2 protein-coding genes are annotated in these 19,133 nt (G+C 74.1%); both read left to right on the top strand.

Annotated elements, in window-relative coordinates:
* Positions 1–210: 210 nt before the first annotated feature.
* A complete protein-coding gene (locus ACGFIG_RS30315; protein WP_393008733.1) occupies positions 211–5,778 on the top strand; it encodes a type I polyketide synthase in 5,568 nt (1,855 codons plus the stop codon).
* 44 nt (positions 5,779–5,822) lie between these two features.
* Positions 5,823–19,133 (top strand): type I polyketide synthase (locus ACGFIG_RS30320; RefSeq protein ID WP_393008735.1); only part of this gene is annotated, 13,311 nt, incomplete at its 3' end.

Below are 19,133 nucleotides of genomic sequence, written 5' to 3' on the forward strand. Positions count from 1 at the left end.
CGGCCCGGGACCGGACACCCCTAGCTGGCCCGTTGCCTGGTTAGGGGTTGTCCGCGCTCGCGCGTACCCAATAACTTCTCCCCGCAGATGGGGATCCTCGTGGCTATCGGCCGAGCGTGCCGAACGACAGATACAGGTGTCGCCTGAGACTTCTGCGCATTCGTACCGTCGCTTACGTCGAGTCTCCGCCGTGCATCGCGATGGGCTGGGTTGATGGACACCGAAGAGAAGCTCCGGGAGTACCTGAAGAGAGTCACCGCCGACCTGCGGCGGACCCGGCAACGGCTCCGGGACGTCGAGGCCGAGGCGCAGCAGCCCATCGCGATCGTCGGCACCGGCTGCCGGTTCCCGGGCGGGGTACGCACGGCCGAGGAGCTGTGGGACCTCGTCGCGGCCGGCGGTGACGCGATCGCCTCCTTCCCCACCGACCGTGGCTGGGACCTCGACGCGCTCTACGACCCCGAGCGGTCCCGACCGGGCACCTCCTCGGTCCGCGAGGGCGGATTCGTGCCCGACGCCGCCGAGTTCGACCCCCGGCTGTTCGGGGTCTCGCCGCGCGAGGCCCTCGCCATGGACCCGCAGCAGCGCCTGCTGCTGGAAACCTCGTGGGAGGCCGTCGAGTCGGCGGGCATCGACCCCACCAGCCTGAAGGGCGCCCGGGTCGGGGTTTTCGCCGGCATGACCCACAGCGGGTACGCCCATCCGCCGGAGACCCCGCCGGCGGGCGTGGAGGACTATCTCGGTCTCGGCAACGCCGGCAGCATCGCCTCGGGCCGGGTGGCGTACTCGTTCGGTTTCGAGGGGCCGGCGGTGACGGTGGACACGGCGTGTTCGTCGTCGCTGGTGGCGCTGCACCTGGCGGTGCAGGCGTTGCGGTCCGGCGAGTGTGATCTGGCGCTGGCCGGTGGCGTGACGGTGATGCCGACCCCGGCGGTGTTCGTCGACTTCACCCGGCAGGGCAACCTGTCCCCGGTGGCCCGGTGCCGGGCGTTCGCCGACGCGGCGGACGGCACCGCGCTCGCCGAGGGCGTCGGCGTGCTGCTGGTGCAGCGGTTGTCGGATGCGCGGCGTGAGGGCCGGCGGGTTCTGGCGGTGGTGCGGGGTTCGGCGGTGAACCAGGACGGTGCGTCGAACGGGTTGACGGCGCCGAACGGTCCGTCGCAGCAGCGGGTGATCCGGCAGGCCCTCGCCAACGCCCGGCTGGGCGTGGCGGACGTCGACGTGGTGGAGGCGCACGGCACGGGTACGACGCTGGGTGACCCGATCGAGGCGCAGGCGCTGCTGGCGACGTACGGGCAGGGTCGGGATGTGCCGTTGTTGCTGGGGTCGGTGAAGTCGAACATCGGTCACACGCAGGCGGCTGCCGGGGTGGCGGGCATCATCAAGATGATCTTGGCGATGCGGCACGGGATGGTGCCGGCGTCGCTGCACGTGGACGTGCCGTCGTCGCACGTGGATTGGTCGTCGGGCGCGGTGGAGCTGGTGACGCAGGCGCGCGAGTGGCCGGCGGTGGAGCGTCCCCGGCGTGCGGGTGTGTCGTCGTTCGGCATCTCCGGAACGAACGCACACGTGATCCTGGAGCAGCCGGAGCCGGAGGCCGAACCCGGGTCCGATCCTGAGGGCGGAGCGGCCCCGGAGCCGGCTGCGGCGCCGGTCGGGTTGCCGGTGCCGTGGGTGGTGTCGGGGCGTTCGGAGCGGGGTCTGGTGGGTCAGGCGTCGCGGTTGGCGTCGTTCGTGCGGGGCCGGTCTGGTTTGTCGCCGTGGGATGTGTCGTGGTCGTTGGTGACGTCGCGGGCGGCGTTGGAGCATCGGGCGGTGGTGTGGGGTTCGTCGGTGGGCGATCTGGTCGCCGGGTTGTCGGCGGTGTCCGAGGGTCGGTTGTCGGGTGTGGTGTCGGCGGGTCGTCGGGCGGTGTTGTTCACGGGTCAGGGTTCGCAGTGTGCCGGTATGGGCCGGGAGTTGTATGAGACGTTCCCGGTGTTCGCGGCGGCGTTCGACGAGGTGTGTGGGCAGTTCGATGGTCTGTTGCCGCGTGCGTTGCGTGGGGTGGTGTTCGCGGAGGCGGGTTCTGGCGAGGCTGCGCTGTTGGATCAGACCGTGTTTGCGCAGGCGGGGTTGTTTGCGGTTGAGGTGGCGTTGTGGGAGTTGTTGTCGTCGTGGGGTGTGCGGGTCGATTTCCTGGCGGGGCATTCGATCGGTGAGGTGACGGCGGCGTACGTGGCGGGGATGTTGTCGCTTGCTGATGCGTGTGTGTTGGTGGCGGCGCGGGGTCGGTTGATGCAGGCGTTGCCCAGCGGTGGGGTGATGGCGGCGGTCGGTGCGGCCGAGGTTGACGTGCGGGAGGTCATCGATGCTGCGGGTGCGGCGGTGGACATCGCTGCGGTGAACAGTCCGGCGTCGGTGGTCGTGTCGGGCGCGGCGGACGAGGTCGCTGTGGTGGTGGCGACTGCTCGTGAGCGGGGCTGGCGGACGAAGGAGTTGTCGGTCAGTCACGCGTTCCACTCACGGCTGATGGACCCGATGCTGGACGAGTTCGCGTCGGTGGTGGCGGGGCTGGACTGGCGGATGCCGCGGGTGCCGATCGTGTCGAACGTGACCGGTGCGGTCGCGGACGCGGCGGAGCTCACCGATCCGGGCTACTGGGTGCGGCACGTGCGCCAGCCGGTGCGGTTCGCCGACGCGGTGCGCACCCTGCACCAGCAGGACGTCACGCAGTTCCTGGAGGTCGGCCCCGACGCCGTACTCACGGCCATGGCGCAGGACTGCGTCGAGACGACCGGCGACGTCCGGTTCACCGCCACGATGCGCGCCGGCCACTCCGAGGCCGACACGCTGCGCACCGCCCTCGCCGAGCGGTACGTCACCGGCGGCCACGTCGACTGGGCCGGATACCTGACGGCGGCCGGGGCGCGCCCCCGCACCGTCGCCCTGCCCACGTACGCCTTCGACCACCAGCGCTACTGGCTCAACGTCACCAGCGGCGGCGCGGCGGCGCCCGGGCTCGGTGTCCGCCCCGTCGACCACGCGCTGCTCGGCGCCGCCGTACGCGTGGCCGACGACGACGTACGGGTCTTCGGCACCGAACTCTCCGTGCGGACGCACCCGTGGCTCGCCGAACACGTCGTCTGGGACTCGGTGGTGGTGCCCGGCGCCGCCCTGGTCGAGATGGTCCTGCACGCGGGCGCGCAGGTCGGCTGTGACACGCTCGACGAGCTGACCCTCCAGGCGCCGCTGGCGCTCGCCGAGCAGGACACCCGGGCGGTGCAGGTGAAGCTGGGCGCGGCGGACGAGGAAGGCCGCCGCCCGGTCACCATCCACTCCCGTGCCGCCGCCGACCCGGACGGGGAGTGGGACCGCCACGCGGTGGGCGTCCTCGCCCCCGGCGTACCGCAGCCCGACGGGGCCGAGCCGGCGCCGTGGCCGCCCAGCGCCGCCACCGCCGTCGCGGTCGACGGGATCTACACCGAACTGTCCCGCCTGGGCGTCGAGTACGGGCCGCTGTTCCGTGGCCTGCGCGCCGTCTGGCGTACCGGCGACGAGGTGTGCGCCGAGGTGGCGGTGCCCGACGGCACCGAGGTCACCGGCTTCGGCCTGCACCCCGCCCTGCTGGACGCGGCGCTGCACGTCGTCGGCCTGCTCGACTCCGACGGCGAGGAGGCCTCCGGCGTACGCCTGCCCTTCGCCTGGACCGGCGTCACCCTCTCGGCGGTCGGCGCGACCGCGCTGCGGGTACGCGCCCGGCGCAGCGGCGGCGGGGTCACCCTGACCCTGGCCGACCCGGCCGGCGCCCCCGTCGCCCGGATCGGCTCCCTGGTCTCCCGCCCCGTGACCGCCGACCAGGTGCGCGGCGGCGAATCCGCTGTCGACTCGCTGTACGACGTCACCTGGCAGAGCGTGCCGCCGGGCACCCCGGCGACCGTCCGGGTGGTGCTCCTCGGTGACGCCCCGTCCGACCTGGCCGAAATCGCCCGGTACGGGCTCGCCGAGCTGGCCGAGGCGGTCGATTCCGGCCGGCTCGACCCGGAGCTGGTGCTGCTCGCCGCGTACGCCGACGACGAGCGCGCCCCGGTCCCCGCCGCGACGCGGACCCGGCTCGCCGCCGTGCTGACCGCCGTCCAGGGCTGGCTCGCCGACGACCGGCTGGCGGAGCGGCGGCTGGTCGTGCTGACCCGCGGGGCCGTCCCCGCCGGCGACACCGGCCGCGCGGGCGACCTGCCCGGCGCCGCGGTCTGGGGCCTGCTGCGCTCGGCCCAGGCGGAGCACCCCGACCGCTTCGTGCTCGTGGACCTCGACGAGGCGCGACGACCGGAGTCCGGCACCGTGGACCTGGTGGCCCGCGCGGTCGCCACCGGCGAACCCCAACTGGCGATCCGCGACGAACGGGTGCTGGCACCCCGGCTCACGCCCGCCGTCGGCGATCCGGCGCTGGCCACCGAACTCGACCCCGACGGGACGGTCCTGGTCACCGGGGCCACCGGCGCCCTCGGCGGCCTGCTGGCCCGGCACCTGGTCGGTACGCACAAGGTGCGCCACCTGCTGCTGGTCAGCCGGCGAGGGGCGGACGCCCCCGGCGCGGCGGAGCTGCTCGCCGAGCTGACCGCGCTGGGCGCGCAGGCCCGCCTGGTGGCCGGCGACGTGGCGGACCGGGAATCCCTCGCCGCGCTGCTGGACGCCGTCCCCGCCGAGCACCCGCTCACCGGCGTGGTGCACGCCGCCGGCATCCTCGACGACGCGGTGATCTCGGCACTGACGCCCGGGCGGGTCTCCGCTGTGCTCTCCGCCAAGGCCGACGCCGCCTGGCACCTGCACGAGCTGACCCGGGGGCGGAACCTGGCGATGTTCGTGCTCTTCTCGTCGGTCGCCGGCGTCCTCGGCGGCCCCGGGCAGGGCAACTACGCCGCCGCGAACGCGTTCCTGGACGGCCTCGCCGAACACCGGCACGCCTCGGGCCTCGCCGCCACCTCCCTGTCCTGGGGGCTCTGGGCCGCGGACAGCGGGATGACGGGCGCCCTCGACGCCGCCCAGCGGCAACGGATGAGCCGCAACGGCCTCAGCCCGCTCGACACCGACCAGGCGCTGCGCCTCTTCGACGCCAGCCTGCGCGGCGGGCGCCCCCACCTGGTGCCGGCGCTGCTCGATACCGCCGCACTGCGCCGCCAGGCCGACGCCGGCCAACTCCCGGCGCCGCTGCGCGGCCTGGTCCGGGCCCGGCGGCGCGTCGCCGACGGCGGCGGTGACGGCGGCCCGTCCTTCGCGCAGCGCCTGGCCGGCACGCCCGAGGCCGAGCGCGGCCGGCTGGTGGAGGACCTCGTCAAGGCGCAGGTCATCGAGGTGCTCGGCTACCCGCCGGCCACCGTCGTCCCGTCCGGGCAGACGTTCACCGGCCTCGGCTTCGACTCGCTGACGGCGGTCGAACTGCGCAACCGGCTGACCGCCCTCACCGGCATCCGACTGCCGGCGAGCCTCATCTTCGACTGCCCCACGCCCGCCGCCCTCGCCGACTTCCTGCTGGTCGACGCCGCCCCGCCCGCGCCCGAAACCAGCCTGCTGGCCGAGCTCGACCGGCTGGAGGCGGCGTTCGCCGCGACCGGCCCAGAAGAGCTGGAACGGCTGGCCGGCGACGACGAGACGCGTACCGCCGTGGCGGTGCGCCTCCGGGCGCTGGTCACCCGGTGGAGCGACGCCACCGACCGGCCGGCCGACGTCAGCCAGGCCCTCGACGACGCCTCGGACGACGAGCTGTTCGACTTCATCGACCAGAAGTTCGGCCGATCCTGACCACGAGTCCGCCGCTTGCCCCTTAGCGACAGGTGATCAACCCGATGGCGAACGAAGCCAAGCTCCGCGAGTACCTCAAGCGCGTCACCGCTGACCTGCACGAGACCAGCGAACGCCTGCGGGCCGTCGACGAGCAGAACCACGAGCCGATCGCGATCGTGGGCATGGGTTGCCGCTATCCGGGCGGGGTGCGGACTCCCGAGGCGCTGTGGCGGCTCGTCGAGTCCGGCGTCGACGCCGTCACCCCGTTCCCGGCGGACCGGGGCTGGGACGTGGAGAACCTCTACGACCCCGACCCGGACGCGCACGGCAAGTCGTACACCCGCGAGGGTGGCTTCCTGCACGACGCCGGCGAGTTCGACGGCGGGTTCTTCGGCATCTCCCCGCGCGAGGCGCTGGCCATGGACCCGCAGCAGCGCCTCCTGCTGGAGGTCGCCTGGGAGACGGTCGAGCGGGCCGGCATCGCCGCCGACTCGCTCAAGGGCAGCCGCACCGGCGTCTTCACCGGCGTCATGTACCACGACTACGTCTCCCGGCTCAACGGCGTGCCGCAGGAGGTCGAGGCGTTCGTCGGCACCGGCAACCACGGCAGCGTCGTCTCCGGCCGGATCTCGTACACGTTCGGCTTCGAGGGCCCGGCGGTCACCGTCGACACCGCCTGCTCGTCCTCGCTGGTGGCGCTGCACCTCGCCGTGCAGGCCCTGCGCTCCGGCGAGTGCACCCTCGCGCTGGCCGGCGGCGTCACCGTGATGTCCAGCCCCGACACGTTCATCGGCTTCAGCCGCCAGCGCGGGCTGTCCCCGGACGGGCGGTGCAAGTCCTTCGCCGCCACCGCCGACGGCACCGGCTGGAGCGAGGGCGCCGGGCTGCTGCTGCTGGAACGGCTCTCCGACGCCCAGCGCAACGGCCACCGGGTGCTCGCCGTGGTACGCGGCAGCGCCGTCAACCAGGACGGCGCCTCGAACGGCCTCACCGCGCCGCACGGCCCGTCGCAGCAGCGGGTGATCCGCCAGGCTCTCGCCAACGCCCGGCTCGCCCCGGCCGACGTGGACGCCGTCGAGGCCCACGGCACCGGCACCCGCCTCGGCGACCCCATCGAGGCGCAGGCCCTGCTCGCCACGTACGGCCGGGACCGCGCCGCCGACCAGCCCCTGTGGCTCGGCTCGATCAAGTCCAACCTCGGCCACACCCAGGCCGCCGCCGGCGTTGCCGGCGTGATCAAGATGGTCATGGCGATGCGCCACGGCGTCCTGCCGCGGACCCTGCACGTCGACGAGCCGTCCCCGCACGTCGACTGGTCGGCCGGCGCGGTGAGCCTGCTCCGCGAGCCGCGCCCGTGGCCGCGCGGGACCCGGCCCATGCGGGCCGGCGTCTCCTCGTTCGGCGTCAGCGGCACCAACGCCCACGTCATCGTCGAGGCCGCCCCGCCCGCGTCGCAGCCGGATGCCGCCACCGACGCCGTCACCGGCCCCGACCCCCTGCCGTGGGTCGTCTCCGCGCGCAGCGCCGCCGCGCTCGGCGCCCAGGCCGACCGGCTGCGCTCCTGGCTCGCCGAGCACCCCGACGTCGCGCCGGCCGCCGTGGGCCGGGCCCTGGCCGCCGGGCGGTCCGTCCTGGAACACCGGGCGGTGCTGCTCGGATCCGACCGGGACGAACTGCTCGCCGGGCTCGGCGCACTGGCCGACGGCGTCCCGGCGGCGTCCGTGCGGCGCGGGGTCGCCAGCCCCACCCGGGTCGCCGTGCTCTGCACCGGGCAGGGCGCCCAGCGCGTCGGCATGGGTCAGCGGTTGTACGCCGCGTTCCCCGCCTTCGCCGAGGCCTTCGACGCCGCCTGCGCGGAGCTGGACAAGCACCTCGACCGGCCGCTGCGCGGCGTGCTCGACGGCCCCGCCGACGTGCTCGACCGCACCGGGTACGCCCAGGCGGCACTGTTCGCCGTCGAGGTCGCCGCCTACCGGCTCGTCGAGTCCTGGGGCGTCGTGCCGGACTTCGTGACCGGACACTCGGTCGGCGAGGTGGCCGCCGCGCACATCGCCGGCGTGCTGTCGCTGCCGGACGCCGCCCGCCTGGTGGCCGCCCGGGGCACCCTGATGCAGGCGCTGCCCACCGGCGGCGCCATGGTGTCGATCCGCGCCACCGAGGCGGAGGTGCGCGCGCACCTGGACACCGCCGGTGAGTCGACCGGCGCGGGGCTGGCCGCCGTCAACGGCCCGGAGTCCGTCGTCGTCTCCGGCGACGAGGACGCCGTGCTGGCGGTCGCCGCACACTTCGCGGCCCTCGGCCGCGACACGAAGCGGCTGCGGGTCAGCCACGCGTTCCACTCCGCCCGGATGGACCCGATGCTCGACGCGTTCGGCGACGTGCTCGGGCAGCTGACCTTCGCCGCGCCCCGGATCCCCGTGGTCTCCACCGTGACGGGCGCGGTGCTCGACCCCGACGAGGTGCGCTCCCCGGCGTACTGGCTGCGCAACGTCCGCGACACGGTCCGCTTCGCCGCCGCCGTGACCACCCTGCACGAGCTGGGGGTGGGCGCGTACGTCGAGGTGGGCCCGGGTGGGGTGCTCAGCGCGCTCACCCAGGAGACCGTCGGCGGGGACCAGACGGTGTGCGCCCCGATGCTGCGTGCGGGCTCCGACGAGGCGGCGACCGCGCTGGCCGCCGCCGCCACCGTCTGGGCCCGGGGCGTGCCGGTGAACTGGGCGGCCCTGTTCGACGGCCCGCCCGTGCCCGTCGACCTGCCCACGTACGCGTTCCAGCGCGAACGCTACTGGCTGCTGCCCCTGCCGCAGCCCGCCGACGTGACCGCCGCCGGGCTGACCCCGACCGGCCACCCGCTGCTCGGGGCGGTGTTCCGCTCCGCCGACGGCGACGAGGTGACGCTCACCGGCCGGCTGTCCGTGGAGAGCCAGCCCTGGCTGGCCGAGCACGCCGTACGCGACGTGGTGCTCCTCCCCGGGACCGGGTTCGTGGAGCTGGCGCTGCGGGCCGGCGCGGAGGTCGGCGCCGACCGGCTCGCCGAGCTGACCCTCCAGGCGCCGCTGGTGCTGCCCGAGACCGGGGGCGTCGACGTGCAGGTCGCCGCCGAACGCACGGGCGGCGGGGCGTGGCAGGTGACCGTCCACGCCCGCCGCGCCGGCACCGACGACCTGTGGGTCCGGCACGCCACCGGCCTGCTCACCCCCGAACCGGGGGAGGACACCGGCACGCTGGCGCAGTGGCCGCCGAGCGGCGCCACCGCCCTGGACGTGTCCGAGCTGACCGGGCGGGCGGCGCGGGCCGGGTTCGCGTACGGCCCGGCCTTCCAGGGGCTGCGCGCCGCCTGGCGCGTCGGCACCGACGTGTACGCCGAGGTGGCGCTGCCCGAGCCGGCGGCCGACGACGCCGGCGCGTACGGGCTGCACCCGGCGCTGCTCGACGCCGCCGTGCAGGCGGTCGGGCTGGGCATCGTCGACCCCGGCGAGGCCCGGATGCCGTTCTCCTGGTCGGACGTGACGCTGTCCGCCCACGGCGCCGACACGCTGCGGGTACGGCTGACCCCCGCCGGTCCGGACACGGTGACCATGCTGGTCGCCGACGCCACCGGTGAACCCGTAGCCCGGATCGGCGCCCTGGTGCTGCGGCCCCTACCGGCGGGCGAGCTTGCCCCCGGCGGGTCCCCGTGGCGGCGCTCGCTGTTCCGCCTCGACTGGGTCCGGCACGCGATCGCCGACGGCGCCGCCGACGGCACGACCTGGGCGGTGCTCGGCGACCGCCCCGCCCCGCTGCCGTCCGGGCTGCCCGCCGCCCGGTACGCCGACCTCGACGCGCTCTGCGACGCCGGGGTGCCCGACGCCGTGCTGTTCCCCGTGGCGGGCGCGACGGGCCCCGGCGCGGTCCACGAGCTGCTCGCCGAGGTCCTCGCCGTGCTCCAGGGCTGGCTCGCCGCCGAGCGGCACACCGGCGGGTCCCGGCTGGTGGTCCTCACCAGCGGCGCCGTCGCCGTGGACGACGACGCGGACGTGACCGACCTGGCCGGCGCCGCCGTGTGGGGCCTGCTCCGGTCCGCCCAGGCCGAGCACCCCGGCCGCTTCCTCGTCGTCGACGTCGACGACGAGGAGAACTGCGCGGCCGCCCTCGCCGGCCTGCTGCCGGCCGACGAGCCGCAGGCGGCGGTACGCGACGGGGTGGTACGTGTACCCCGGCTCGTCGCCGCCCCGGAACCCGACGCGCCGGCACCGGCGCTCGACCCGGAGGGCACGGTGCTGGTCACCGGCGGCACGGGCGCCCTCGGCACGCTGACCGCCCGCCACCTCGTCACCCGGCACGGGGTCCGGCACCTGGTGCTGACCAGCCGGCGCGGTGCCGACGCCGACGGCGCCGCCGACCTGCTCGCCGACCTCGCCGACCTGGGCGCCACGGCGACGGTCGAGGCGTGCGACGCCGCCGACCGGACGGCCCTCGCCGCGCTGCTGGATCGGATCGACCCGGCGCACCCGCTGACCGGCGTGGTGCACACCGCCGGCGTGCTGGCCGACCGCACCCTGACCTCGCTCACCCCCGAGACCCTCGGCGACGTGCTCCGGCCGAAGGTGGACGCCGCCGCCAACCTGCACGAGCTGACCGCCGGCAGCCGCCTCGCGCTGTTCGTCACCTACTCTTCGGCGGCGGGCGTCACGGGCAGCCCCGGCCAGGCCAACTACGCGGCGGCCAACGCCTTCCTGGACGCGCTCGCCCACCGGCGGCGGGCCGCGGGCCTCCCGGCACTCTCCCTGGCCTGGGGCCCGTGGGCGGAGTCGGGCGGCGGCATGACCGCCGCCCTCGACCGCGCCGACACCGACCGGCTGGCCCGTGCCGGCGTACGACCGATCCCCGCGGGGGACGGCCTCGCGCTCTTCGACGCCGCTTTGCTCACCGGCCTGCCCGCGACGGTGCCGATGGTGCTGGACGGGCCGGCGCTGCGCGCCCAGGCCGAGGCGGGCACCCTGCCGTCGGTCCTGCGCGGCCTGGTGCGGGCGCCCCGGCGTCGCGCCGCGCGGTCCGGCCCGGCGGAGACCGCCGCGCTGACCGAGCGGCTCGCCGGGCTCGACCGCGAGGAGCGCGCCGCGGCCCTGCTGCGGCTCGTCCTCGACCAGGTCGCGGCGGTCCTGGGGTACGCCGACGCTGCCGCCATCGAGGCCGGGCGTCCGTTCACCGAGCTGGGCTTCGACTCACTGACTGCCGTCGAGCTGCGCAACCGGCTGGGCGCGGTGACCGGCCTGCGCCTCCCGGCGACCCTGGTCTTCGACCATCCGACCCCGCTCGCCCTCGCCGACCACCTGGACGTCGAGACCGGAACCGACGCCGGTACGCCGACGACCCCGGTCGCCGCCCTCACGGCGCTCGACGAACCGATCGCCATCGTCGGCATGAGCTGCCGTTACCCCGGCGGCGTACGCTCCCCCGAGCAGTTGTGGGACCTCCTCGTCTCCGGTGGGGACGGCATCACCGGCTTTCCCGCCGACCGTGGCTGGGACGTCGACGACCTGTACGACCCGTCCGGCACGCGCCGGGGCAGCAGCTACGCTCGCGAGGGCGGCTTCCTGGTCGACGCCGGCGACTTCGACGCCGACCTGTTCAAGATCTCCCCGCACGAGGCCCTCGCCATGGACCCGCAGCAGCGGCTGCTGCTGGAGACCTCGTGGGAGGCCATCGAGGACGCCCGGATCGACCCGCTCGCGCTCCGGGGCCGCCCGGTCGGCGTCTTCGCCGGCATGATGTACCACAACCACGCCGCCGGACTGGCCGACGTCCCCGAGACCCTCGACGGCTACCTCGGCGTCGGAACGGCCAGCAGCGTGCTGTCGGGCCGGGTGGCGTACTCGTTCGGTTTCGAGGGGCCGGCGGTGACGGTGGACACGGCGTGTTCGTCGTCGCTGGTGGCGTTGCACCTGGCGGTGCAGGCGTTGCGGTCCGGCGAGTGTGACCTGGCGCTGGCCGGTGGCGTCACGGTGATGGCGACGCCCGAGACGTTCATCGACTTCTCCCGCCAGCGGGGCATGGCCCCCGACGGCCGGTGCAAGTCGTTCTCCGACGCGGCGGACGGCACGGGCTGGTCCGAGGGCGTCGGCGTGCTGCTGGTGCAGCGGCTGTCGGACGCGCGGCGCGACGGGCGCCGGGTCCTCGCGGTCGTGCGGGGCACGGCGGTGAACCAGGACGGCGCGTCGAACGGGTTGACGGCGCCGAACGGTCCGTCGCAGCAGCGGGTGATCCGGCAGGCCCTCGCCAACGCCCGGCTGGGCGTGGCGGACGTGGACGTCGTGGAGGCCCACGGCACCGGCACGACGCTGGGTGACCCGATCGAGGCGCAGGCCCTGCTGGCCACGTACGGGCAGGACCGCGACGAGCCGTTCCTCCTCGGCTCGGTGAAGTCGAACATCGGTCACACGCAGGCGGCTGCCGGGGTGGCGGGCATCATCAAGATGATCTTGGCGATGCGGCACGGGGTGGTGCCGGCGTCGTTGCACGTCGACACGCCGTCGTCGCACGTGGACTGGTCGTCGGGCGCGGTGGAGCTGGTGACCGAGTCCCGTGACTGGCCGGCGGTGGGGCGTGCGCGGCGTGCGGGTGTGTCGTCGTTCGGCATCTCCGGAACCAACGCGCACGTGATCATCGAGCAGCCGGAGCCGGCCCTGGTGGCACCGCCGGCGGGCGATTCGTCGGCGACGTCGGGCGTGGTCGTGCCGGTGCCGTGGGTGGTGTCGGGGCGTTCGGAGCGGGGTCTGGTGGGTCAGGCGTCGCGGTTGGCGTCGTTCGTGCGGGACCGGTCTGGTCTGTCGCCGTGGGATGTGTCGTGGTCGTTGGTGACGTCGCGGGCGACGTTGGAGCATCGGGCGGTGGTGTGGGGTTCGTCGGTGGACGACCTGGTCGCCGGGTTGTCGGCGGTGTCCGAGGGTCGGTTGTCGGGTGTGGTGTCGGCGGGTCGTCGGGCGGTGTTGTTCACGGGTCAGGGTTCGCAGCGTGCCGGTATGGGCCGGGAGTTGTACGAGACGTTCCCGGTGTTCGCGGCGGCGTTCGACGCAGTGTGTGCGGAGTTCGATGCGCTTCTTCCTCGTGCGTTGCGTGAGGTGGTGTTCGCGGAGGCGGGTTCTGGCGAGGCTGCGCTGTTGGATCAGACCGTGTTTGCGCAGGCGGGGTTGTTTGCGGTTGAGGTGGCGTTGTGGGAGTTGTTGTCGTCGTGGGGTGTGCGGGTTGATTTCCTGGCGGGTCATTCGATTGGTGAGGTGAGCGCCGCCTATGTGGCGGGGATGTTGTCGCTGTCGGACGCCTGTTCTCTGGTGGCGGCGCGGGGTCGGTTGATGCAGGCGTTGCCCAGCGGTGGGGTGATGGCGGCGGTCGGTGCGGCCGAGGTTGACGTGCGGGAGGTCATTGAGGCGTCGGGTGCGGCGGTGGACATCGCTGCGGTGAATGGTCCGGCGTCGGTGGTCGTGTCGGGTGCGGCGGACGAGGTCGCTGTGGTGGTGGCGGCTGGGCGTGAGCGGGGTTGGCGGACAAAGGAGTTGTCGGTCAGTCACGCGTTCCATTCACGGTTGATGGACCCGATGTTGGACGAGTTCCGGTCGGTGGTGGCGGGGCTTGATTGGCGGGTGCCGCGGGTGCCGATCGTGTCGAATGTGACCGGTGCGGTGGCGGACGGGTTGGAGTTGGTGGATCCGGAGTACTGGGTGCGGCACGTGCGGCAGCCGGTGCGGTTCGCTGATGGTGTGGCGGCTCTGCGGGGGCAGGGCGTGGACACGTTCGTGGAGGTTGGCCCCGATGCGACGTTGACGGCGATGGTGGCGGAGATCGCTGTGGATGCCGGGGTGCGGCGTGTTGCGGTGTCGCGGCGGGATCTGTCGGAGGTCGGGGCGCTGACGTCTGCGCTGGGGCAGTTGTGGGTGGCGGGTGTGCCGGTGGACTGGGCGGCGTACCACGGTCAGGTTGGTGTCCGGCCGCGCGTGGTCGACCTGCCCACGTACGCCTTCGACCACCGGCGTTACTGGATCAATGCCGCGACGCGCTCCTACCGTCCCCCTGCCGCCCGCCGAACCGCAGCAGACGAGGATTTCTGGCGCGCGATCGAGGCCGAGGACCTCACGACCCTCGCCGAGAGTCTGGCCGTCGACGCCGATGCCCCGCTCGCCGACGTACTGCCGGCGCTGTCCAACTGGCGGCGCCGCCGCGACGCCGAGGCCGCCCTCGACTCCTGGCGCTACCGGGTGGCCTGGCAGCCGCTGGCCGACGATCCTGCCCGCGCCGAGGCGACCGACTTCCTGCTCGTCGTACCGGCCGACGCCGGCACGGCCGCGACCGACTGGGCGGCTGCCCTCGGTGCCGCCGGGGGGCGGATCGTCGAGGTCGACGCCGCGTACGACCGGAAGCGGCTCGCCCACGACCTCGTCGAGGCGTCGACCGGCCACGGCGGGGACCCGCTGACCGTGCTCTCCCTCCTCGCCTTCGACAACCGGCCGTACGCCGGGGCCGGCTCCGTGCCGACCGGCCTCGCCGGCACCGTCGCGCTCGCGCAGGCCCTCGGGGACGCCGGGATCACCGCCCGGCTCTGGATCGCCACCCGTGGCGCGGTCTCCGTCGGGTCCCAGGACCGGCACGTCGACCCCGCGCAGGCGATGACGTGGGGCTTCGGCAGCGTGCTGCGCGCCGAGCACCCGCACCGGTGGGGCGGGCTCGTCGACCTCCCCGAGCAGCCCGACCAGAACGCCGTACGCACCCTGCGGACGCTGATCTCCGGTGTCGGGCAGGAGGACGAGATCGCCCTGCGCAGCAACGGTGCCCACGCGCGCCGCCTCGTCCGGGCGGCGTACGGGGACACCGGCCCGCGCGGTTCCTGGACGCCTCGCGGCACCGTGCTGATCACCGGCGGCACCGGGGCCCTCGGTGGGCACGTCGCCCGTGCGTTGGCCGCCGAAGGCGCCGAACACCTCCTGCTGGTGAGCCGGCGGGGCGCCGAGGCACCGGGAGCGTCCGCCCTCGCCGAGGAACTCACCGGGCTCGGCAGCCGGGTCACCCTCGCGTCCTGTGACGTGGCCGACCGGACCGCGCTCGAAGCGCTGCTCGCCTCGATTCCCGACGAGCTTCCGCTGAGCGCGGTCGTGCACACCGCCGCCGCCCTCGACGACAACGTCGTCGACGCGGTCAGCGTCGAACAGCTCGCCACGGCCCTGCGGGCGAAGGTCGACGCCGCGCGCAACCTGGACGAGCTGACGCGGGACGCGGACCTCTCCGCGTTCGTCCTCTTCTCCTCGCTCGCCGGCCTCATGGGCGCCGCCGGCCAGGCCACGTACGCGCCGGGCAACGCGTTCCTCGACGCCCTGGCGCAGCGGCGCCGCGCCGAGGGGCTCCCGGGGACCTCGCTCGCCTGGGGCCTGTGGGCCGACGGCGGGGTGAGCGCGGGCGACTTCGAGCAGCGGCTCAGCCGTACCGGTTTCGGCGCGATGGCCCCGGAGACGGCGGCGCGCGCCTTCAGCCGGGCCCTGGAGCGCGACGAGACGTACCTCGTCGTGGCCGACATCGACTGGGCACGGGTGGCCGCCGCCGGCGGTCGGCGCCACCACCCGCTGGTCCGCGACCTGCTGGCCGAGGCCGGCGCGGCGGTGACCGCCGACGCCCCCGCGCCGGCGGCCGACCTGCGCCTGCGCCTGTCCGGGATGTCCGGTACGGAGCAGCTGCGCGTCCTCGGTGAGCTGGTACGCGCCGAGGTCGCCGCCGTGCTGGGCCACGAGTCCGCCGAGCGGGTGGCACCGGACCGCGCGTTCCAGGACCTCGGCTTCACGTCGCTGGCGGCGGTCGAACTGCGCAACCGGCTCGACGTGGCGACCGGCCTCGCGTTGCCGAGCACGCTCGCCTTCGACTACCCGAACTCCGCCGTCCTGGCCGGACACATCCACGCCGAGCTGCTGGGTGGGCAGGGACTTCCCGTCCCTGCCGCCGTCGCCGGCCCCGTCGTGGGCGACGACCCGATCGTCATCGTCGGCATGGGCTGCCGATTCCCGGCCGGAGCCGAGTCCCCGGAGGGCCTCTGGGAGCTGCTGACGGCCGGTGTCGACGCGATGTCGGACTTCCCGACCAACCGGCACTGGGACCTGGAGTCGCTGGCCGGAACCGACTCCTACGTCTCGCGCGGGGCGTTCCTGGCCGACGCGGGTGGCTTCGACGCGGAGTTCTTCGGCATCTCGCCGCGCGAGGCCCTCGCCATGGACCCGCAGCAGCGGCTGCTGCTGGAGGTCGCGTGGGAGGCGTTCGAGGACGCCCGGATCGAGCCCCTCGCGCTGCGCGGCAGCCGCGTCGGGGTGTTCGCCGGCACCAACGGGCAGGACTACGAGACCGTCGTACGCGAAGCTGGTGAGTCGCTCGCCGGGTACGGCGCGACGGGCGCCTCGGCGAGCGTGTTGTCGGGCCGGGTGGCGTACTCGTTCGGTTTCGAGGGGCCGGCGGTGACGGTGGACACGGCGTGTTCGTCGTCGCTGGTGGCGCTGCACCTGGCGGCGCAGGCCCTGCGGTCGGGGGAGTGCGACCTGGCGCTGGCCGGCGGCGTCACCGTGATGGCCACGCCGGGTGCCTTCATCGAGTTCTCCCGCCAGGGCGGCCTGTCGGCGGACGGCCGCTGCAAGGCCTTCGCCGAGTCGGCGGACGGCACCGCGTGGGGCGAGGGCGTGGGCGTCCTCGTCGTGCAGCGGTTGTCGGATGCGCGGCGTGAGGGCCGGCGGGTGCTGGCGGTGGTGCGGGGTTCGGCGGTGAACCAGGACGGTGCGTCGAACGGTTTGACGGCGCCGAACGGTCCGTCGCAGCAGCGGGTGATCCGGCAGGCGCTCGCGAACGCCGGGTTGGGCGTGGCGGACGTGGACGTGGTGGAGGCGCACGGCACGGGTACGACGCTGGGTGATCCGATTGAGGCGCAGGCGCTGCTGGCGACGTACGGGCAGGGTCGGGATGTGCCGTTGTTGCTGGGGTCGGTGAAGTCGAACATCGGTCACACGCAGGCGGCTGCCGGGGTGGCGGGTGTGATCAAGATGATCTTGGCGATGCGGCACGGGGTGGTGCCGGCGTCGCTGCACGTGGACGTGCCGTCGTCGCACGTGGATTGGTCGTCGGGCGCGGTGGAGCTGGTGACGCAGGCACGTGAGTGGCCAGCCCTGGAGCGTCCTCGGCGTGCGGGTGTGTCCTCGTTCGGGATCTCGGGAACGAACGCGCACGTCATCATCGAGCAGCCCGCGCCGGGTCTGGTGGCGCTGCACGCTGGAGAGTCGGCGGCGGAGTCCGTGGCCACGCTGGGTGCGGCGCTGGTGGAGTCGGTGTCGGCGGCGGGCGGCGAGGCCGACCGGATCGGGTCGACGGACGCGGAGCCGGAGCCCGTCGTGGCGTCGGGCGTGGTCGTGCCGGTGCCGTGGGTGGTGTCGGGGCGTTCGGAGCGGGGTCTGGTGGGTCAGGCGTCGCGGTTGGCGTCGTTCGTGCGTGGTCGTTCGGATCTGCCGGTGTCGGACGTGTCGTGGTCGTTGGTGTCGTCGCGGGCGGCGTTGGAGCATCGGGCGGTGGTGTGGGGTTCGTCGGTGGGCGATCTGGTCGCGGGCTTGTCGGCGGTGTCCGAGGGTCGGTTGTCGGGTGTGGTGTCGGCGGGTCGTCGGGCGGTGTTGTTCACGGGTCAGGGTTCGCAGCGTGCCGGTATGGGCCGGGAGTTGTACGAGACGTTCCCGGTGTTCGCGTCGGCGTTCGACGCAGTGTGCGCGGAGTTCGATGTGCTTTTGCCGCGTCCACTGCGTGAGGTGGTGTTCGCGGAGGCGGGTTCTGGCGAGGCTGCGCTGTTGGATCAGACCGTGTTTGCGCAGGCGGGGTTGTTTGCGGTTGAGGTGGCGTTGTGGGAGTTGTTGTCGTCGTGGGGTGTGCGGGTCGATTTCCTGGCGGGTCATTCGATCGGTGAGGTGAGCGCCGCCTATGTGGCGGGGATGTTGTCGCTGTCGGACGCCTGTTCTCTGGTGGCGGCGCGGGGTCGGTTGATGCAGGCGTTGCCGGCCGGGGGCGTGATGGCGGCCGTCGGCGTGGCGGAGGAGCTTGTCACCGAGTTGATCGCCTCGACTGGTGCGGCGGTGGATGTGGCGGCGGTGAATGGTCCGGCGTCGGTGGTCGTGTCGGGTGCGGCGGACGAGGTCGCTTCGGTGGTGGCGGTTGGGCGTGAGCGGGGTTGGCGGGTCAAGGAACTGTCGGTGAGTCACGCGTTCCATTCGCGGTTGATGGACCCGATGTTGGACGAGTTCCGGTCGGTGGTGGCGGGGCTGGATTGGCGGGTGCCGCGGGTGCCGATCGTGTCGAATGTGACCGGTGCGGTGGCGGACGGGTTGGAGTTGGTGGATCCGGAGTACTGGGTGCGGCACGTGCGGCAGCCGGTGCGGTTCGCTGATGGTGTGGCGGCTCTGCGGGGGCAGGGCGTGGACACGTTCGTGGAGGTTGGTCCCGATGCGACGTTGACGGCGATGGTGGCGGAGATCGCTGTGGATGCCGGGGTGCGGCGTGTTGCGGTGTCGCGGCGGGATCTGTCGGAGGTCGGGGCGCTGACGTCTGCGTTGGGGCAGTTGTGGGTGGCGGGTGTGCCGGTGGACTGGGCGGCGTACCACGGTCAGGTTGGTGTCCGGCCGCGCGTGGTCGACCTGCCCACGTACGCCTTCGACCACACCTGGTACTGGCCCGAGGCCGCGCCCGTGGTCCGTGGGAACGCGCACGACGACGCTCTCGACGGGCGGTTCTGGGCCGCCGTCGAGTCCGGTGACCCGGACCTGGTCGGCGGCGAGTTGGGCGTCGGCGCGGACGAACCGTTCAGCGCGGTCCTGCCGAAGCTCGCGCAGTGGCGGCGGGCCGCCCAGCAGCAGTCGACCGTGGATTCCTGGCGGTACCGGGTGGTGTGGCGTCGCCAGCCCGCGACCGGGGACGAGAACCTCGGCGGAACCTGGCTGGTGCTGATGCTCCCGGGCCAGGAGGACCACCCGTTGTTGGCCGGGCTGGCCGAGCGGGGCGCCGAGATCGTCCCGGTGGTGCTGGACGTGCTGGAACGGGAGGCGGTCGCGCGCCGACTGACCGCAGCGTCGGAGACCGCGGCGCCGGTTGCCGGGATGATCTCGCTGTTGTCGCTGGCCGGTGCGGGCGTCGTCGAGGCACTGGCGGTGGCACAGGCGCTGGCCGACACGGAGGTCGAGGGGCGCCTGTGGTGGTTGACCAGTGGCGCGGTCTCCGTGGACGACTCCGAGCCCCTGGTCGATGTGACGGGTGCTGCGGTGTGGGGTTTGGGTCGGGTGGTGGGTTTGGAGTTGCCGTTGCGGTGGGGTGGTTTGGTGGATTTGCCGGGGTTGTTGGGTGGT

It is taken from the genome of Micromonospora sp. NPDC049048 (assembly GCF_043197615.1).
Classification (GTDB): domain Bacteria; phylum Actinomycetota; class Actinomycetes; order Mycobacteriales; family Micromonosporaceae; genus Micromonospora.